16 protein-coding genes and 1 tRNA gene are annotated in these 19620 nt (G+C 65.8%); 12 read left to right on the forward strand and 5 right to left on the reverse strand.

Annotated features, from left to right (window positions below):
• The first annotated feature begins 32 nt into the window (after positions 1-32).
• The 9 genes from R2669_RS06600 to R2669_RS06640 are packed head-to-tail and all read left to right on the forward strand — an operon-like array spanning position 33 to position 10488.
• The gene (locus R2669_RS06600) at positions 33-1007 is read left to right on the forward strand and encodes a LysR family transcriptional regulator (RefSeq protein WP_316899310.1); all 975 of its coding nucleotides are present in this window, start codon (positions 33-35) and stop codon (positions 1005-1007) included.
• On the forward strand, positions 1004-2503 hold the full coding sequence (locus tag R2669_RS06605) for a flavin-containing monooxygenase (protein ID WP_147213848.1): 1500 nt from the start codon (positions 1004-1006) through the stop codon (positions 2501-2503). Before R2669_RS06600 ends, R2669_RS06605 begins: the two co-directional genes overlap by 4 nt.
• Entirely contained in the window at positions 2500-3483 is a 984-nt protein-coding gene (locus tag R2669_RS06610; RefSeq protein ID WP_316899311.1) for an ABC transporter permease, read from the forward strand. The genes R2669_RS06605 and R2669_RS06610 overlap by 4 nt, the downstream gene beginning before the upstream one ends.
• Positions 3483-4409: an ABC transporter permease gene (locus R2669_RS06615; RefSeq protein ID WP_316899313.1), complete on the forward strand. Its 927-nt coding sequence runs from the start codon at positions 3483-3485 to the stop codon at positions 4407-4409. Before R2669_RS06610 ends, R2669_RS06615 begins: the two co-directional genes overlap by 1 nt.
• Positions 4406-5410 (forward strand): ABC transporter ATP-binding protein, encoded by a 1005-nt coding sequence (locus tag R2669_RS06620; RefSeq protein WP_316899315.1) that lies wholly within the window; start codon positions 4406-4408, stop codon positions 5408-5410. Before R2669_RS06615 ends, R2669_RS06620 begins: the two co-directional genes overlap by 4 nt.
• Complete coding sequence (locus R2669_RS06625; RefSeq protein WP_316899317.1) at positions 5407-6408, forward strand: ABC transporter ATP-binding protein; 1002 nt, start codon at positions 5407-5409, stop codon at positions 6406-6408. The genes R2669_RS06620 and R2669_RS06625 overlap by 4 nt, the downstream gene beginning before the upstream one ends.
• 38 nt (positions 6409-6446) lie before the next feature.
• On the forward strand, positions 6447-8015 hold the full coding sequence (locus R2669_RS06630) for an ABC transporter substrate-binding protein (protein WP_316873410.1): 1569 nt from the start codon (positions 6447-6449) through the stop codon (positions 8013-8015).
• A gap of 5 nt (positions 8016-8020) precedes the next feature.
• Positions 8021-9901, forward strand: coding sequence for an acyl-CoA thioester hydrolase/BAAT C-terminal domain-containing protein (locus R2669_RS06635; RefSeq protein WP_316899318.1), 1881 nt, complete (start codon positions 8021-8023; stop codon positions 9899-9901).
• Entirely contained in the window at positions 9898-10488 is a 591-nt protein-coding gene (locus tag R2669_RS06640) for a peroxidase-related enzyme (RefSeq protein WP_316899319.1), read from the forward strand. The genes R2669_RS06635 and R2669_RS06640 overlap by 4 nt, the downstream gene beginning before the upstream one ends.
• 68 nt (positions 10489-10556) lie before the next feature.
• Here the strand turns inward: R2669_RS06640 and R2669_RS06645 are convergent, their stop codons facing one another.
• Together R2669_RS06645 and R2669_RS06650 are read right to left on the reverse strand one after the other, a co-directional pair.
• Complete coding sequence (locus R2669_RS06645) at positions 10557-10799, reverse strand: hypothetical protein (protein WP_147213855.1); 243 nt, start codon at positions 10797-10799, stop codon at positions 10557-10559.
• Between the two features lie 60 nt (positions 10800-10859).
• Positions 10860-12131: an FAD-binding oxidoreductase gene (locus R2669_RS06650; protein ID WP_261796942.1), complete on the reverse strand. Its 1272-nt coding sequence runs from the start codon at positions 12129-12131 to the stop codon at positions 10860-10862.
• Positions 12132-12488: 357 nt separating this feature from the next.
• Here R2669_RS06650 and R2669_RS06655 point away from each other — a divergent pair, with 357 nt between their 5' ends.
• Both R2669_RS06655 and R2669_RS06660 read left to right on the forward strand, forming a co-directional pair.
• Positions 12489-12746, forward strand: coding sequence for a DUF4242 domain-containing protein (locus R2669_RS06655; RefSeq protein WP_147213857.1), 258 nt, complete (start codon positions 12489-12491; stop codon positions 12744-12746).
• Positions 12747-12821: 75 nt separating this feature from the next.
• A complete protein-coding gene (locus R2669_RS06660; protein ID WP_186829230.1) occupies positions 12822-15824 on the forward strand; it encodes an ATP-binding protein in 3003 nt (1000 codons plus the stop codon).
• A 24-nt stretch (positions 15825-15848) separates the two neighbouring features.
• Here the strand turns inward: R2669_RS06660 and R2669_RS06665 are convergent, their stop codons facing one another.
• Together R2669_RS06665 and R2669_RS06670 are read right to left on the reverse strand one after the other, a co-directional pair.
• Positions 15849-18146, reverse strand: coding sequence for a xanthine dehydrogenase family protein molybdopterin-binding subunit (locus tag R2669_RS06665; protein WP_316899323.1), 2298 nt, complete (start codon positions 18144-18146; stop codon positions 15849-15851).
• Positions 18143-18610 carry a (2Fe-2S)-binding protein gene (locus R2669_RS06670; protein WP_147213860.1) on the reverse strand — a complete coding sequence of 156 codons (468 nt, stop codon included), beginning with the start codon at positions 18608-18610 and terminating at the stop codon, positions 18143-18145. Before R2669_RS06670 ends, R2669_RS06665 begins: the two co-directional genes overlap by 4 nt.
• A 180-nt stretch (positions 18611-18790) precedes the next feature.
• On the opposite strand from R2669_RS06670, the gene R2669_RS06675 reads away from it, so the two are divergent.
• Positions 18791-18881, forward strand: a tRNA-Ser gene (locus R2669_RS06675).
• Positions 18882-19025: 144 nt separating this feature from the next.
• Here the strand turns inward: R2669_RS06675 and R2669_RS06680 are convergent.
• Positions 19026-19307, reverse strand: coding sequence for a DUF7696 family protein (locus R2669_RS06680; protein ID WP_147213861.1), 282 nt, complete (start codon positions 19305-19307; stop codon positions 19026-19028).
• Positions 19308-19620: the final 313 nt, after the last annotated feature.

Here is a 19620-nt window from a genome sequence, read left to right on the forward strand (position 1 = left end):
AACAACATGCATGACTGGGATCAAACAGGCGGATGGAACTCCGACAACTCGAAGCATTTGCCGCGGTCATGTCGACCGGCAGCGTCACCGCGGCAGGCAAGCTGCTGGGACGCTCGCAGCCTGCCATCAGCCGGCTCATCCAGGACCTCGAAGCCGAAATCGGCTACGCCCTGTTCACGCGCGCGGGGCCGCGCGTCTCGCCGACGGAGCAGGGTTTCCTGCTGTACGAAGACGTTGAGCATACGCTGATCAGCTTACGTCAGATCCGCACCCGTGCCGAAGAAATCGCGCGCGGCGAGGCACGCCCGCTACGCCTGGCGGCCACGTCGGCATTGGCGGCCGGCTTGCTGCCCGCTGCCTTGGCCGATGAGCCGGAACTCGCGCAGCACATCCAGATTCGCAGCGCGTCGCCCGAACAGGTTGTGCACGCCGTGCTGACCGGCGCTGCCGACCTTGGCATCAGCAGCCTCCCGCTGGAGCATCGCGGCGTAACCGTGCACTGGATCGGCGAAGCCGCATGCGTGGCTGCCGTACGGGCAAACGACCCGCTGGCCGCCGGCAAGCGCGTCGCATTGGCCGATTGCGCCGGACAGCGCATCATCACGATGCACAACCCGTATCGATTGCGCCGCCGTCTGGACCAGGCACTGGCGAAGGCCGGCGTAGAGCCCACCTCCCTCATCGAGACCAACGCGTCGCTCAATGCACTGACCGCCGTGCGTGCGGGCCTGGGCGTCGCGTTGCTGGAGCCCGTGACGGCCTACGGCGTGCCGATCGACGGCGTGACCGTGCGCCCAATCGACGCCGACATCCCGTTCTTCTTTGGCGTGATCACCCCCGAGGCCAAGCGGCCCTCGGCGGCGGTGACCTCGCTGACCGACGCGCTCGCGCACGCAGCGCAGCGTCTGCTGCCGGACTGCAAGCTGCACGATCCGGCACGTCATGCCAGCATGCTGCAGGTGCTGTATGGCGAATCCATCAACGAAACCGAAGGCGCGTCCGCATGACTGCTGCACAACAAGACAACGCGCCGCAAGCAGCCGGGCTCGCAGCGCTGGAAGCCCGTTTGCACCAGGACTTGTCGTGGCTCGAACTCCCCGCGAAAAACTGGACGCTGCCACACACGTTAGAAGGGCAACCCGTGCTGGACGTGGCCGTCATCGGGGGCGGCATGGCGGGCCTGGCTGCGGCGGCATCGCTCAAGCATCTTGGCATCGGCGTGGTGATATTCGACCGCTCGCCCGCCGGCTTCGAAGGCCCGTGGGCAACGACGGCGCGCATGGAAACGCTGCGCTCGCCAAAGCAACTGACCGGCCCTGCGCTGGGCCTGCCGGCGTTGACGTTCCGCGCATGGTTTGAAGCGCAGTTCGGCACCGATGCGTGGGAGGTGCTCGACAAGATCCCGCGCCTGCAATGGATGGACTACCTGCGCTGGTACCGCCGCGTCCTGCAGCTCGACGTTCGCAACGAACATTACGTGAAGGCGATCCACCCGCGCGTGGATGGCGCCGTTGAATTGCTGATCGACGCGCCGGGCCAACCGACGCAGCGCGTGTTTGCGCGCCGCGTGGTGCTGGCCACCGGCCGTGATGGGCTTGGCGGCCCATCCGTGCCGGACTTCGCGCATCGGCTGCCGCGCCGCTGGTGGGCGCATTCGTCTGACGCGATGGACTACGGCACGCTGGCCGGCAAGCGCGTGGGCGTGATCGGCGCAGGCGCATCCGCGATGGATTCGGCCGCGACGGCGCTGGAAGCCGGTGCCGCCAGCGTCGACATGCTGATCCGCCGCCCCGACCTGCCGCGTGTGAACAAGGGCAAGGGCGCCGGCAGCCCAGGCCTCGTGCATGGCCACCTGCATCTGCCCGACGCATGGAAATGGCGCATCCGCCATTACATCAATGTCGAGCAGGTGCCCCCGCCGCGCGGCAGCACGCTGCGTGTGTCGCGGCATCCGAACGCGCGCTTCAACCTGGGTTGCGGCATCCTGGGCGTCGACGAGCACGACGGTGTGCTGCACGTGGCCACGACCAAGGGCGTATTCCAGTTGGACTTCCTGATCTTCTCGACGGGCTTTCGGACCGACTGGGCCGCGCGCCCCGAATTCAGCGCACTGGCGCCGCACATCCGTCAATGGCGCGACCGCTACACACCGCGCCCCGGCGAGGAAGACGCAGAACTGGCCGATTCGCCCGACCTCGGCCACGCGTTCGAATTTCGCGAGAAAACGCCCGGCACGCTGCCCGGCCTGTCGCGCGTGCATTGCTTCTGCTATCCGGCGTCGGTCACGCACGGCAGCGTCTCGGGCGACATCCCGGCCATCAGCGAAGGTGCGAAGCGGCTGGCGCAGGGCATTGCCGGCATGCTGTACCAGGAAGACATCGACGCGCACTACGCCGCCATCCAGGCCTATGCCGAGCCGGAAATCTTCGGCGATGAATGGACGCCCGCCCCGCCGCCCGGTGTTGAAGCGAATACCACATCCAGCCAGGAGGCTGCGCGATGACAGGTTGGTTAATCCGCCGCATCGGCCAGGCGCTGCTGGTCGTGCTGGTGATGACGGTGATCGTCTTCATCGGCCTGCACGCCATCGGCAACCCGGTCGACATCCTGATCGGCCAGGACGTCGACCAGATCGACCGCGCGCGCATCATTGCCGAGCTGGGTCTGGACAAGCCGCTGTGGGAGCAGTACCTCGCCTTCCTGAACGGCGCCCTGCACGGCAATCTCGGCAAGAGCTTCGTCTACAACGAACCGGCCATCCAACTCATCCTGCAACGGCTGCCGGCCACGCTGGAGCTGGCGTTTTCTGCGCTGATCATCGCGGTGGTGATCGGCGTGCCGCTGGGACTGTTCGCGGGACTGTATCCGCGCCATCCGGTGTCGCGCCTGCTCATGACGGGCAGCGTGGTCGGCTTCTCATTGCCGACGTTCTGGGTGGGCCTGATGCTGATCATGGCGTTCAGCGTGAGCCTCGGCTGGCTGCCCGCAAGCGGACGCGGCGAAACGGCGCGCCTGTTCGGCATCGAATGGTCGTGGCTGACCATCGATGGCCTGCGGCACCTGGTACTGCCGGCGGTCAACCTGTCGCTGTTCAAGCTCTCGCTGGTGCTGCGGCTGACGTCTGCGGGCGTGCGCGAGGTGCTGCCGCAGGACTTCGTGAAGTTCGCGCGTGCCAAGGGCCTGTCGCCGCTGCGCGTCGTGCTGGCGCACGTGCTGCGCAACACGCTGATCCCGCTGGTGACGGTGCTGGGCCTGGAGTTGGGCTCGACCATCGCCTTTGCGGTGGTGACGGAAAGCATCTTCGCGTGGCCCGGCGCGGGCAAGCTGATCCTCGATAGCATCAACTCGCTGGACCGGCCGGTCATCGTTTCCTACCTCATCGTCGTGGTGTGCCTGTTCGTGTCGCTCAACCTGATCGTCGACATCCTGTATCGGCTGCTGGACCCACGCGTGCGTGCGGCGGACAGCGCGGAGGCTGCATAATGAATACAACTCCGCGACCCACCACCGCAGCGGCGGTTGCCGCCCCGCGCAAGCAGTCGCCGTGGCGCCGCGTGGTGTCCGATTTTCTGGCATCCAAGACCGCCGTCTTTGGGCTCGTGGTGGTCGTGATCCTGATGCTCGCCGCGCTGGCCGCGCCGTGGATCACGCCGCAGAATCCATACGACCTGATGCAGCTCGACGTGCTGGACTCGCGCCTGCCGCCGGGCTCGCCGAATGGCTTGGGGACGTTCACGTACTGGCTCGGCACCGATGGCCAGGGGCGTGATCTGTATTCCGGCATCCTCTATGGCCTGCGCATCAGCCTGGGCGTGGGGATCGGTTCGGCAGCCGTGGCGGCGGTGATCGGCACGCTGCTCGGCCTGATTGCCGCGTATGCCGGCGGCCGCGTCGACAGCATCATCATGCGCACGGTCGACCTGCTGCTGTCGTTCCCGTCGGTGCTGGTGGCGATGATGATCCTCGCCTATCTCGGCAAGAGCATCACGAATGTCGTGCTGACGCTGGTGCTGCTGGAGTGGGCGTATTACGCGCGGACGGTGCGCGGCCAAGCCTTGGTCGAGCGTCGCCGCGAATACGTGGAAGCCGCGCGCTCGCTCGCCCTGCCCGGCTGGCGCATTGCACTCCGGCACATCCTCCCGAACTGCCTGCCGCCGCTGATCGTGGTGGGCACGCTGCAGGTGGCGCGCGCGATCACGCTGGAGGCAACGCTGTCGTTCCTGGGCCTGGGCGTGCCCATTACCGAGCCGTCTCTTGGCCTGCTGATTTCCAACGGATACCAATACATGCTCTCAGGCCAGTACTGGATCAGTTTCTATCCGGGCATCGCGCTGTTGCTGGCGCTGGTGGCCATCAACCTGGTGGGCGACCGCCTGCGTGAAGTGCTGAACCCGAGGACGCAACGATGACGGCGTCCACCCACGCGACCACCCTCGAAGTCCGCAACCTCCGCACGCACTTCTTCACGCGCGAAGGCGTGCTGCCGGCCGTGGACGACGTGTCGTTCTCGCTCGCGCGCGGGCGCATCCTCGGGCTGGTGGGCGAGTCCGGCTCGGGCAAGTCCGTCACCGGGTTCTCCATCATGGGTCTGGTGGACCCGCCCGGCCGCGTCGTCGGCGGCGAGATCCTCTACCAGGGCCGCGACCTCACCAAGCTGCCCCCGCGTGAATTGCGCAAGCTGCAGGGCAACCGCATCGCCATGGTCTTCCAGGACCCGATGATGACGCTCAACCCCGTGCTGCGCATCGATGCCCAGATGATTGAGGCCGTGCGCGCGCACAGCAGCATGAGCCACAAACAGGCGTGGGACCACGCGCGCGACACGCTCGGCCTGATGGGCATTCCGAGCCCCGAAGAACGGCTGCGCGCCTATCCGCATCAGCTTTCGGGCGGCATGCGCCAGCGCGTGGCGATTGCCATTGCGATGCTGCATCGGCCGGACCTGATCATTGCCGACGAACCGACCACGGCGCTCGATGTGACGATCCAGGCGCAGATCCTGTCGGAAGTGCAGAAGCTCGCGCGCATGCACGGCACGGCGCTGATCTGGATCACGCATGACCTGTCTGTCGTAGCCGGGCTGGCCGACGAGGTGGCCGTGATGTACGCCGGCCGCATCGTCGAACACGGCCCCGTCGATGCCGTTCTCGATGCCCCGCTGCACCCCTACACCATGGGCCTGATCGACAGCCTGCCCAGTGAGAACCGGCGCGGCCAGCGCCTGCGCCAGATTCCCGGCATGACACCGAACCTGCTGTCGCTGCCCGCGGGCTGCGCGTTTGCGGCACGCTGCCCGCGTGCCACCGAGGTCTGCGGCGTACGCCCCGACATCACGCAGCCCATACCTGACCGCCTTGTACGCTGCTTCCATCCGGGCGCGCAGCACGCTTCCTCGCAGGAGGTCGCATGAGCACACCGCTCGTCGAACTCAAGCAGGTCAGCAAACGCTTTGGCGATCGCAAGGTCGGCGTGGCCGATCGCATTCTGCAGCGCTTTGGTCTGGCGCATCCGCCTGCGATTGTTCGTGCCGTTGATGGCGTCGACCTCGCGATCCAGCCCGGTGAAGTCGTCGGCCTCGTCGGCGAATCGGGCTGCGGCAAATCCACGCTCGGCCGGATTGCTGCGGGCCTGATGCCGCCCTCGGCGGGCGAGGTGCGCGTGGACGGCAAGGCTGTCGACACGCTCTCCGCAGAGGAAGCCCGCGCGGCCCGCCTGAAGATCCAGATGATCTTCCAGGACCCGTATGCGAGCCTCAACCCGCGCCTGCGCGTGGAAGAGATCGTCGGCGAGGCGGCGCGCGTGCACGGTCTGACCGACCGCGCCAACTTTGCCGATTACGTGGCTGCGCAGATGCAGCGCGCCGGCCTCGACCCCGCCCTGCGCGACCGCTATCCGCATCAGTTCAGCGGCGGCCAGCGGCAGCGCATCGGCATTGCGCGTGCGCTGGCGGTGCAGCCGTCGATGCTCGTCTGCGATGAGGCGGTGGCCGCGCTCGACGTGTCGATCCAGGCGCAGATCCTGAACCTGTTCATGGACCTGCGCGAGCAGCTGAACCTGACCTACCTGTTCATCAGCCACGACCTGGGCGTGGTGGAACACCTGTCGGACCGGGTGGTGATCATGTACCTCGGCCGCGTAGTCGAATCGGCCCCGGCAGAGGAAGTCTTCCGCCGCCCGAATCACCCTTACACGCAGACCTTGCTGGCGGAGATTCCGCGTCTGTCGGCCCGGCACAAGACGTTCACCGCCATTCAAGGCGAGATGCCCAGCCCGCTGCACCCGCCGACCGGCTGCCATTTCCACCCGCGCTGCCCGCACGCCATGCCCCGCTGCAAGACCGAAACGCCGACGCTGCGCGGCATTGCGATCAACCACGTCAGCGCGTGCCATTTGAACGATCTGCAATAAGCCAACGATTCCAACAAAAAGGGAAAAGGGAAATCACCGTGAAACGCCTCCTTGCTTCATCGCTTGCCGTTGCCCTGCTGACTGCCGCTGGCGCCGTGAGCGCGCAAACGCTGAACATCGCCTTTGCCGATCCGCTGTCGTCTCTCGACCCGCAGTTGAACAACCACGCTGGCGACCGCTCCGTCGACGTGCATTTCTGGGATCTGCTGGTCGAAAACAAGTGGAACAAGCTGCAGCCCGGCCTGGCGCTGTCGTGGAAGACGCTGGATCCGAAGACGTGGGAATTCAAGCTGCGCCCGAACGTGAAATGGCACGACGGCCAGCCGTTCACGGCCGATGACGTCATCTTCTCGTACCAGCGCGCGCGCAGCGTGCCGGGCAGCGTGGCAACGTTCGCGGGCTATCTGCGCACGGTGGAGTCCGTCACGGCCAAAGACCCGCTGACGCTGATCATCAAGACGAACATCCCGAACCCGGACTTGCCGCTGAACCTCGCATCCGTGCACATCGTCAGCAAGCATGTGGGCGAAAAATCGTCCACCGAGGACTACAACGCAGGTCGCGCCGTGGTGGGCACGGGCCCCTACAAGTTCGTCTCGTATGTGCCGGGCGACCGCGTGGTGATGGCGCGCAACGACAACTACTGGGGCGGCAAGCAGCTCTGGGAGAAGGTCAATTACCGCTACATCAACAACGCTGCCGCGCGTACGGCCAACCTGCTCTCGGGCGAGGTGGACGTCATCGACAAGGTGTCGGTGTCTGACCTGGCGCGCCTGCGCCAGTCGCCCAATGTGAAGGTGTTTGCCTACCCCGGCCTGCGCGTGATGCTGCTGCAGCCGAGCTTCCGCAAGGGGCCGAACGAGTACATCACGGGCAACGACGGCAAGCCGCTGCCGAACAATCCGCTGCTGGATGTGCGCGTGCGCCGCGCGCTGTCACTGGCCATCGACCGCAAGGCGATCGTCGACCGCATCCTGCAAGGTGCCGCCACCGTCGCCAACCAGTGGATGCCGACGGACACGTACGGCTACAACCCGGACGTGAAGGACATCGCTTACGACCCGGCGCAGGCCAAGAAGCTGCTGGCCGACGCAGGCTTTCCGCAGGGCTTCAACCTCGTGATGCACGTGCCGAACGACCGATACCCGCAAGGCCCCGAAACGGCGCAGGCGGTGGCGCAGTTCTGGACGCGCATCGGCGTGAAGGCGCGCGTGGAAGTGGTGCCCTGGTCGGTCTACTCGGGCCGCGCCAACAAGAATGAATATGCGATGAGCATGCTGGCGTGGGGCAACGGCACGGGCGAAGCAAGCTACGCACTGGTCAACGTGCTGGCTACGGTCGACACCAAGAAGGGCCTGGGCGCATCCAACTGGGGCCACTACAGCAACGCGGCTGTCGACAACGCGCTGAACGCCTCCACCGAGGAATTCAACGTGGAAAAGCGCGCGGCGATTCTTCGCCATTCGGTCAAGCTGGTCTCGGATGATGTTGGCGTGATGCCGCTGTACCACTACCAGAACGTGTGGGCCGCCAAGAAAGGCCTGAAGGTGACGCCGATGACGAGCGATCGCACGGCGGCGCAAATGGTCACCAAGGACGGCAAGTAAGCGCCATGGGAACGTTCGCGCTCAGCGTGACGCCGGCGGATGACCTGATCGACGTACCGCGCGGCATCGTCGTGACGGGGCTCGCGCCCGGCGCCCAGGTCGGCATCGTCGCGCAAACGCGTCGTGGCAATGGCGTGCTGTGGCACAGCCGCGCCGCATTCGTCGCCGATGCGCACGGCACCGTGGACCTGACGCGTGACGCGCCCGTCTCCGGTGACTACGCCGGCGTCAGCGCGATGGGCATCGTCTGGAGCCAGCGCCCGGAAGACGGCAAGGCACGCGAGGTGTTTCCACAGCCAGTCACAGAGCCGTTGACCACCACGCTGACGGCCACGGCCAACGGCGAGTCGGTCCACGCGCGCTTCGTGCAACGGCTGGCCGCGCCGGGCGTGACGCGCCACGATGTGCGCGACGATGGTCTGGTCGGCACGCTGTACCTGCCCGATCCGTATGCGCACCCGGGGCCGCGCCCTGCGGTGCTCATCCTCAACGGCTCGGGCGGCGGCATCAACGAGCCGCGCGCGGCGCTGTTTGCTTCGCACGGCTATGCGGCGTTTGCGCTGGCCTACTTCAAGGCGCCGGGGCTGTCGGACTACATCTCGAATACGCCGCTGGAATATTTCGAGCGTGCGCTTGCCTGGCTGCGCAAACGCGTGGAGCCACTGCACGACTTCGTTGCCGTGAGCGGCCAGTCGCGCGGGGGTGAACTGGCATTGCTGCTGGGCGCGACGTTCCCGGAAGCCGTGTCTGCGGTCATCGGTTACGTGCCGGGCGCCGTCGTGCACAGCGGACAGAACGCCGCGGACCCTGCCGTCGGCCGCGAAGGCCCGACGTGGCTGTATCGCGGTCAGCCGTTGCCGCATCTGTGGGAAGGCAACCGCACAGCGACCTGGGCACCGTTCGACGAAGGCCCCGCGCCGCATCGCCACGAGCGCGCCATCCGCACCGCGCTGCAGGATGCCGATGCCGTGGCACGTGCGCGCATCCGCATCGAACGCGCGCGCGGTCCGGTGCTGCTGCTCTCCGCCACCGACGACGGCTCGTGGCCCTCGAGCGACTACTCGCGCATGGTGACCACCAAACTGGCCGAGGTACGCCACCCCTACCCCGTCCAACATTTCGATTACGAAGGCGCGGGGCACGCCATCGTCTTCCCATACGTGCCCACCACGCAGCTCGTCTATGCGCACCCGGTGTCGGGCCGCATCAGCACCGGCGGCGGCGAGCCGCGTGCCAACGCCCGCGCCGACGCCCACTCGTGGTCAGCAGTGCTTCGCTTCCTCGCCAGCGCGGTGGCCGCGCGTGGCGCGTCCGTACCCGATTCCCGGAGCCTTTCATCGATGGATTTCTCGCCCGCACAAGATGTGGTCGACCAGGTTGCCGCCCTGGACGACGGCAGCGCCACGCATGCGCTGCGCCATGCCCGCGAAAAGGTCGCCACGGCCACGCAGGGCAGCTACGACGCCTTGTTCGACGCCGGCCTGCCCGGCCTGACGTTGGGTGAACGCCTGCTCGTAGCGCTGTATGCCTGCCGCCTGACACCGGCGGCTGAACTGGCCGAACACTACCGCGCACGCCTCGCGAATACGCCGGTCGACGCAGATGCGTTGCAAGCCGTCGACCACGGCGATATCGACACGCTGACCGACGCCCGCCTGCGCGCCATCCTCGCCTTCACGCGCACGCTCGTCGAGCGCCCCATCGAGGGCGACCGCGATGCGCTGTTGCGCTTGCCCGCAGCGGGCCTCGCTACGGCCGACGTCGTGACGCTCGCGCAGCTCATCGCTTTCCTGTCGTATCAGACGCGACTCGTCGCCGGCTTGCGCGCGCTTCGCGAAGCTGCCGGCAACGGCAGCGCCACCGCCTCCACGGAGACCGCAGCATGACCGAGATCATCCGCGCCCACGGCTTCACCAACGAATCGCTTGAGTGGCGAGCATGGCTGGATGTGGTCGACCTCGACCGCGCCACGCCCGAGCAGATCGCCGTGCTGGAAGAAAGCCATCCGAAGGCGAAAACGTCTGACTACTACCGGTTTCTCGTTCACCAGCCCGAGATCCTGCGTCAGCGGTCGGCGGCGTTCAACGCGATCATGTATGCGCCGGGCGGCCTGTCGCGTGCGGAACGCGAACTCGCCAGCGCGGTGGTGTCGCGCGTCAACGGCTGCGTGTATTGCGCGTCTGTCCACGCGCAGCGCTTCGAACAGCTTGCCAAGCGCAACGACGTGATCAAGCAAGTCTTTGAAGACCCACACATCGCCGGCACGAATGCGCGGGAGCGTGCCATCGTGCTGTTCTCGATCGACCTGACGATGCGCCCGGGCGACGTGCGCGGTGAAGACCTGAAGCCGCTCAAGGCCGCTGGCCTGACCGACGCGGAGATTCTCGACCTGATACACGCCGTGGCCATCTTTGCGTGGGCGAATCGGCTGATGCTGAATCTGGGCGAGCCGGTGTTTCCGGACGCGGCCTGAGCTGGGCAGCATCGCTCCAAAGAAAAAAGCCGCAGGCACACACCTGCGGCTTTTGTTTTGTAGATAGCCTAGCGTGCACCGTCCGTCGTGGGTACACGCGTGCCTTCGGTATAGGAATCGAATTTCCCAGCCCTCGCGCCGTCTGCATAGACGTCGAACCTCGTGGCCAATCCGCCATCGGTGTAAGGATTGCGCGCCTCCATGCCGGCGCTGCCATCCGTGTACACATCTCGTGTGGCGCTCGCATGCGTCAGGGTTGCTCCTGACGCGGCAACGATTGCCGTGACGACGATCCACAGTCTCCTGTCCATTTCACACCTCCTTTTCTGCAGGATGAGGTTCCTGCAACCAACTGATCAACATGCGCATGCTCACGACGCGGGTCTCACGTTCTGGTTGACGCGGAACAGGTTGCCCGGATCGTATCTGGCCTTGATCGCTGCCAACCTGGCGTAGTTATCGCGGTAGGTGGCCTGCACCCGCTCCTGCCCCTCGTCCATCATGAAATTCACATAGGCCCCGCCCGCCGAATAGGGATGCAGTGCGTCCCAGTACCCTTTGCACCAATTCGTGATGCGCTCGCGCTGGTCGGGGTCGGGGTCAACGCCCACGATGACGGCCGCCCATTTCGAATCGCGGTAGGCGAACGGCGTTTCCTTGCGCCCCATGCGATGCACGGCAGCGTCGATGGGATACAGGTGCATCGTGGAATGCATGGTCGGCAGTTGCGAACCATGTTGCACATGCAGTGCGATGGCCTCTTCCGGGAGGTCGTTGACGAAGTCGGCGCGCCAATACCACTGCAGGCCAGGCGGATATAGCGCGTCAAAGGCGGTCTGCAACATCGGATAAGGCATGGTCCCGATACCGTACAGCGCAGGCTGTTGCGCTCGAACTGGCGCGAATGCCGCTTCCGCCGTTGCGGGGTCGCCCGTGTAGCACCACACAACGCCGCACATCTTCTGCAGATGCAACGCGGGCGGGAACGGTGGTGCTGGCGGCACTGTGAGAAAAGCGAAGAAGCCGTTGAGTTCGGGCGGCGCCTTCGGCAGGAAGTCGCGGTACCAGCGCAGAACGTCGGCGGCTTGATCGAGCGGCCAAAGCGTGGGGCCCGCGACCACGTTGCTCACCGCATGCAGGCGGAATTCGAATGAGGTGACGACACCGAAGTTGCCACCGCCACCGCGCACGGCCCAAAACAGATCCTCGTTGGCATGCGCATTGGCGGTAACGAAGCTGCCGTCGGCAAGCACGATATCGACCGACAGCAGATTGTCGATCGTCAGGCCAAAGCGCCGTGCCAGATGACCAATCCCTCCGCCCAGGGTCAGCCCGCCAACCCCGGTGGTGCTGATAATGCCGGCCGGCGTTGCGAGGCCGAATGCGTGCGTCGCATGATCGACGTCTCCCCACGTGCAACCGCCTTCGGCACGCACCGTGTGGGCAACAGGATCGACACGAATGCCGCGCAAACGGGCCAGATCGATCACCAAACCGTCGTCACACACCCCCAGACCGCCGCCATTGTGAGCGCCACCACGCACGGCCAGCAGCAAGCCGTTATTGCGCGCGAAGTTGACTGACGCAATCACGTCGGCCACGTCCGAGCACTGCGCGATGAGGCGCGGCCGCTTGTCGATCATCGCGTTGTAGACGCGGCGTGCCGCGTCGTAGTGCGGATCGCCCGGTTCGACGAGCGCACCCCGCAACTGCGCACGGAACGTCTGGACCGTGGTGTCTTCGAGCATGGTGATCTCCTGGGCAAGCATGGCCGAACCGATCTGGCTGTATCTGCAGAGCGGAAAAAATCGGGCGCCGGAAAGCGTGATGGAAGTCTAGAAGCGGGACATCGTCCGTTCCATCCGCTGCCTTGATCATTTTTGTATGCCGCTCGGCCCGCCCCGGGATAGTCAATACTGACTATTTGTTTTGCTCCCTCTTCGGCCTTCAATAAAACGCAAGGGCGGCGTGGCCCGTCGACGCATCAGGAGGGAAGACAAATGCCGCTGTTTCTCATCGAACGCCAGTTTGCGGAAGCATTGGAGATCGGCGCCGCTAGCGTTGCGAACATCCAGCACATCAATGCAGATGTCGGTGTGAACTGGGTCTTCTCTTTTCTCTCGGCGGACCGCAAGAAAACCTACTGCCTATACGAAGCCCCAAGCGCGGATGCCATCCGAGAGGCAGCTCACCTCGCAAGCCTGCCGGCTGACGTCGTGATCGAGGTGAGTCAAGTGCGTCCGGAGAGCTTCGTGTGACGCCCGGCAACCATGCATTGCGCTTGCTGCCACCGATTGTGCCGGCCCGACGCACGGTTTTGCGACGGTTGCGGCATGCCGCTGCAGGCGGAATCCGCCGCGTCAGGTGGCAGCACCTGCAACAGTGACAGCGCGCTCGCGACGGCACGCTTCGTTGGCCGCGAGCGTGAACTCGAGGTACTGCGCCGCCTGCTGACGCGAGCGCAAGACGGCAGGGGCGGCATTGCGGCGTTGGCTGGGGAACCTGGCATCGGCAAGACGCGTACCGCCGAAATCGTTGCCCAACAGGCAGAGCAACACGGCATGCAAACGCTGTGGGGCCGCTGCAATGAGGAGCCCGGCGCACCGCCCTACTGGCCCTGGCAACAACTGGTGCGTAGCTGGATTGCCTCACACGACGAAGACAGCATCCACCACGCATTGGCCTGCGGGGTCGCGCCGCTCGCCGAAATCGTTCCCGACCTTGCAGACCGGTTGCCCGATCCGGTGCGTGATCGCGCAGTTGCCACGCCAAGTACCGAAGTCGCGCAGGCGCGCTTCCGGCTGTTCGACGCCGTCAACACCTTCTGGCAGCGCGCGGCGCAACAACATCCGTTGCTGCTCATCCTCGACAACCTGCACTGGGCCGACGCGTCGTCCCTGCGCCTGCTGGAATTTCTTGCGCCTGACCTGTGCAGCAATCGCATTCTGCTCCTGGTGACGTACCGTGATGTCGAGCTATCGAGACAGCACCCGCTGTCGGCCACACTGGGCGAACTGGCGCGCCAACCATGCTTCGAGCGGTTGCGCCTGAGCGGGCTGACGCACGCGGAAACCGCGCACATGATGGAACTGGCTGCCGATACGACCGTCGCCCCCGCGCTGGTCGATGCGGTCCATGCGCAAACGGAAGGGAACCCCTTGTTCGTGGGCGAAATGACCCGCCTGCTGGTACAGGAAAAATCGTCCGCCAGCCCGGGGGACGTACTACGCATTCCGGAGGGCATCAAGGAAGTGATCGGACGGCGCTTGAATCGCTTGTCCGCCAATGCGAACAAGGTGCTGACCGCCGCGGCGGTTATCGGCCGCGCATTTGAATTCCGTCTGCTGACTGCGCTGGCCGACGAAGTCGACGAAGAGATCTGCGGCGCAGCCCTCGACGAAGCGCTGCAGGCTCGTGTGGTCGAGGCCTTGCGCGACCCGGGCCACTATCACTTTGCCCATGCCTTGTTCCGCGAGACGCTCTACGACGAGATCCCCATCCCTCGGCGCAGCCGCCTCCATCTGAAGCTCGCGCGTGCGATCGAGATGATTCACGGCGACGACCTCGAGCCGCATCTGCCTGCGCTGGCCTATCACCACTGGGCCGCCCTGCCCGGAGGCGACGCCGCACTCGCGGTGGATTACGCGCAACGTGCGGCGCGGCGGGCCGACCGCCTGCTCGCGCACGAAGAATCGGCGCGCTACTGCCACATGGCACTGCAGGCCATGGACGCGGGCAGCGGCCTGGCGCGCGAGACACGCTGCAGCCTGCTCAATGCGCTAGGCACCGCACACAGCCATGCCGGTGATTGGCTCCAGGCCATGCAGACGTTCAAGGAAGCGGCTCGCCTGAGCGCGGAGTACGGCAATGCAAGGGAACTCGCTTACGCCGCACTTGGTTTCGAAACAGCGAGTTGGGCGCCAGGACTGCCCGGGGGCCCCGCGGCCGAACTCCTGCGCGAGGCTCTCGCAGCCCAGGGCAGCGACGAGCCGGTGATGAGCGCCCGCCTGCTGAGCGCCCTGGCGCGCGCCCTCATTTTCAGCGGCGAGGAGGCACAAGCAAGCCGGGTACACGAGCAGGCCATCGCAGTGGCACGCCGCGCGGGAGACCCCGCAACTCTGGCCGACACCCTTGTTGCGACCGTGTCGCTGCGCTGGCAGCAGGAGCACATTGCCCAGCGCATCGCGGCCTCGGATGAAGCCTACAAGCTGGCCCGGCAAGCCGGCGACCGCACGCTCATGTGTGCAACACGTGCGTGGCGCTTCTTCGATGACTTTGAACTCGGCGACATGGCAGCCTGGCGAGCCAACCTAGAGGAATACGAGCGCAGTGGGGAGACGCTGCGCCAACCTTTCATCCATTACACGGCCAGCATGTCGCGCGCCATGCATGCACTGTTCGAAGGGCGCTTTGCCGATGCAGAGCGCCTCATACCCAACGCTTACGAGATCGCGCGGCGCATGCCCGGCATGGATGCCGCCGGGGTCTACGGCGTCCAGATGTTCATGCTGCGCCGCGAACAGGGCCGGTTGCTCGAGGTGGCACCTCTGGTCGAGCAGTTCGTTGAGCACACCAGCGCGATGGCCATCTGGCAGCCGGGCATCGCCTTGATGCGCGCAGAGCTCGGGCAACTGGAGGCGGCGCGCAAGACGTTTGACACGCTCGCCAACGCCGACTTCCTCACGATCGCGCGCGATGGTGTCTGGGTAGCCAATCTCACGTATCTGGCCATCGTGTGTCATGCGCTTGGCGATGCCGCCAGGGCGGCGGCGCTGTATCGACTGCTTGTCCCGTTCAGCGGGCGCAACCTGGTGTTCGGCACCGCAATCGCCTCGTTCGGCGCAGCCGACGCGATCCTGGGCGCATTGGCCACAACGATGGGCAACTGGTCACAAGCGCAGCAACACTTTCAGGCCGCCCTGGCGATGAACGAACGCCAAGGCGCAAGGCCTGCCCTCGCTCGCACGCGGCTAGACTTTGCGCAGATGCTCCTGCGTCGTGGCGAGGCGGGCGATCTCGATCGTGCAGATGCCTTGTTGAGCGCCGCAAAAGACGAGGCGGCAATGCTGGGGATGGTCAGCTTGCTGGCGCGCATCGAGACCGCCAGGGCGTTGGTCAAGGCGGCTACGGTGGAGCACTACCCCGCCGGGTTGAGCCGACGCGAGGCCCAGGTGCTCCGCCTGATCGCGCAAGGCAAGGGTAACCGCCAGATTGCCCGTGAATTGTTCGTCAGCCCCAACACAGTGGCAAACCACGTCAGCAGCATCCTGAGCAAGACGCACAGCGCCAATCGGGCGGAGGCGGCTGCGTTTGCCATCCGCCATGCGCTCCTGTGAGTTCGACGCCGCTGCCGCGGACCTTCAGACGATGGGCAACTGCCGCACCGGCTTTCCCGTCAACTGCGCCACGGCATGGGCCACCGCCGGCGCGATAGGCGGCACGCCCACCTCGCCCATACCGCTGGGCTCCGCGGTGCTCGGCACGATATGCGTTTCGATGACGGGTGTCTCTGCCATCTTGAGCGCCGGGTAGTCGGGAAAGTTCGACTGCACGACCTGGCCGTCCTTGATGTCGATCCGGCCGTACAGTGCCGCCGTCAGGCCAAAGATGACCGCGCTTTCCATCTGCTGCGCAACGATGCCCGGGTTGACCACCGTGCCGCAATCGACTGCGCAGACAACGCGATGCACGCGCGGCCTGCCGTCCTTCATCGACACCTCCACCACTTGCGCTACCACGGAACCGAAGCTCGGATGCAGCGCAATGCCGCGCGCACGCGGTGCGCCGTCAGCGGCGGGTGCCAGCGGCTGCCCCCAACCGGCAGCCTGCGCCACGGTGTCCAGCACCCTCAACTCCCGCGGATGGTCCTTCAGCAAGTCACGCCGCATCGCCAGCGGGTCAAGCTTGGCCGCGGCCGCCACCTCGTTGAGAAAGCCCTCCATGAAGAACCCGTTGTACGAATGCCCCACACTGCGCCAGAAGCCCACGGGAACCGGCAGATCGACCGCCAGATGCGCGATGTGCTCGTGCTCGATTTCATACGGCAGGTCGAACAGGCCTTCGGCGGTGTAGCGATCGATGCCCGCCGATGGCGCACCGAACAGTCGATCCAGCTCGCCGGCCAGAATCGATTGGCCGGCGCTGCGCGAGGCAATCGCGGTGACCTTGCCGTTTTCGACGCGCGCCTTGAGCCGGGCGATGGCGTGCGGGCGATAGAAGTCGTGACGAACATCTTCTTCGCGCGACCAGATCACCTGCACCGGCTTGCCTTCGGTCTTGGTCGCGATGGTCACGGCCTGGCCGATGAAGTCCGATTCCAGCCGTCGCCCAAAACCGCCGCCGATGAGCGGGATGTCGATATGGACCTTGTCGCCGCTCACCCCGGCCGCGCGCGCCGCTACCAGCCGCGCCAGCGTGGCGACCTGCGTCGGTGCCCAGAGATGCACGCCGTCTGCCGTCACCTGCGCGGTGCAGTTGATCGGCTCCATCGTCGCGTGCGCGAGATAGGGCGCGCTGTATTCGGCCTCGACGATGGTGGCGCCATCGGCCTCGTCGAAGGCTTTCAGGCCATCGCCCATCGATCGGTACGTGAAGCCGCCCTTGTCGCTGTCGAGTGCGCTGACAAGCTGCTGCCGGATGCCTGCGGAATCGAGCTTGGCATGCGGGCCGTTGTCCCACACGAGTTCCAGCGTTGCCAGCGCCTGACGCGCCTGCCAATAATGATCTGCCACCACCGCAACGCCCGGCGCGCCAGCGGCTGTGCCCTCGAACGGCACCACGTAACGCACGCCCGGCATGCCAAGCGCGGCCTTCGATTGGAACGTCTTGAGCTTGCCGCCAAACACCGGGCACATCACCACGGCGGCGTACAGCATGCCCCGCAGGCGCGTGTCGATGGAGAAGCGCGCGCTGCCATCCGTCTTCGCAGCCAGGTCGTTGCGCGGCGCCGGCTTGCCGATCAACTGGAATTGCGAGGCCGGCTTGAGCGTCACGCTGGACGGCGCAGAAATACCACGCGCCGACTTGGCCATCTCGCCAAACGTGGACTGCTTGCCGCCGGGGCCGATGAGTTGCCCCTCGCGGATGCTGACTTCGGCAGCCGACACGTTCCATGCGCGCGCTGCCGCTTCCACCAGCGCTGCACGCGCCGTGGCGGCGGCCTCGCGCACGGGCTGCCAGCCGTCGGCGGTGCTGCTGCTGCCACCGGTAATGATGAGACCGATCTCGCGCGCGCTCTTGGCCATGATCCAGTGCAGTGCGCGGGCCCAGGACTTTTCAGCGCTGTCGGGATGCAGCGGCAGCGAGCTGTCGCCCATGGCCACGACGTTGCCGTAGATGCGCTCCACCGGCGCGCTTTCGATGCTCACGCGCGAGAGCGGAATGTCCAGCTCTTCGGCCGCCAGCATCGACAGCGCGGTGTGGATGCCTTGGCCCATCTCCACACGCGGCATGGCCAGCACGACGTTGCCTTCGGGCGTGATCTTGATCCAGCCGTTCAGCGCAATCTCGCCGTTGTGCTCGGGGAAGATGTTCGCGTCGCCCACGCGGCTGCGCGGTGGCATCACGCCCCAACCGACGACCAGTGCGCCGCCAATGCCAAGCGCACCCAGCAGGAAACGGCGGCGTCCGCTGCGCGGTTTCGTTGCCTTCGCGTTCATGCGCGCGCCTCCCGCAACGCCTTGGCAGCGCGCTTGATGGCGGCGCGCATGCGCGGATACGTGCCGCAGCGGCAGATGTTGGTCATGGCCGCGTCGATGTCGGCATCAGTCGGATCGGGGTGTTGGGCGAGCAAGTCGGCTGCGGCCATCAGCATGCCGGATTGGCAGTAGCCGCACTGGGGCACCTGCTCGTCCACCCAGGCCTGCTGCAGCGCGTGGCGTTTGCCCTCGCCGCCGGCCAGGCCCTCGATGGTGGTGATGTGCTTGCCGGCCACAGCCGCCACCGGCAGCACGCACGACCGCACGGCCGCGCCGTCCACGTGTACGGTGCATGCGCCGCACGCCGCAACGCCACAGCCGAACTTCGTGCCGGTCAGGTTCAGGTGATCACGCAGCACCCACAGCAGGGGCGTGGCCGGGTCGCAATCAACGCTGACCGGCTTGTGGTTGACGTCCAGATCCATGGGGCGGTGGTCTCCTTGTCCTTGTGATTTTTTTGCTGGCAAAGCGTACGGTCAAACGGCTGAGGTCAGCAATAGTGGTCGGCCTCGGTTGCTTGCTGCGCCTGCGAACCGACAACCTCGTCCAGACCAAGGCTGCAGGGGTTGGCTAGCTCGCCCGGTGTGCTACAATCGCCGGCTTCCGGAGAGATGGATGAGTGGTTTAAGTCGCACGCCTGGAAAGCGTGTATAGGTTAATAGCCTATCGGGGGTTCGAATCCCCCTCTCTCCGCCAGAACACAAATGCCCGCGCAAGCGGGCATTTTCATTTCTGCGGCACCTTCCATCGCCCAAAAGCAAAAGGCCCAGTCTCCCGACAAGGCCTTTTGCATCCCACCGCCGCCGACACGTCTGCGCGGTCGGCATCCCCTCGCGTAACTCAATGCAGCGTGGCGCGCGTCTCGCTCGTCAGCAGCGTCTGCGTAATCTGATCGCGAATCGACTGCGCTTTCAGCAGCAGCCGCAGGGCGATATCGGCGCCGCGGCTATTGGCCACGTGCTCGATGAAGGCGTTACGTGCGCGTTCATTCAGTGTGGCAACGTGCGCGGCCTCGGACCACACCCGCCAAGCGGCGGGCTGACCGGCAAACTGCTCGCGGCGGCGGAGCAGGTCCGAGTCGATGGCAGCGGCAATTTCGACGTCTTGAATGGTGCGATTCATGATGGCCCCCTTGCTGTCTGTGCTGTTGTTGCGCTCTTCGTGTGGCGCCCTGTGCCGGGCGTGCAGCCTGAATATGCAACGTCCATGCCAACGTCCATGAGCCGCTCAATGCGCGCTTTTTGCATGCATGCGTTGTCGTTTTGATCTGTTTGAAACACCCTGTTGACGCGGGTTGGCGGACAGCATCCCTACGTTGGTGGGGTGCGAAATCCTCATCCGAGAACAGCTGCATCGTGCCACTCGTTACGCGGAACGTTACGTAACGCGGGTGGGGTTCCAGGCCCCAGCACAGGCGCCACGCCGCCGTACAACG

It is taken from the genome of Ralstonia edaphi, from assembly GCF_958350185.1.
Taxonomy (GTDB): domain Bacteria; phylum Pseudomonadota; class Gammaproteobacteria; order Burkholderiales; family Burkholderiaceae; genus Ralstonia; species Ralstonia edaphi.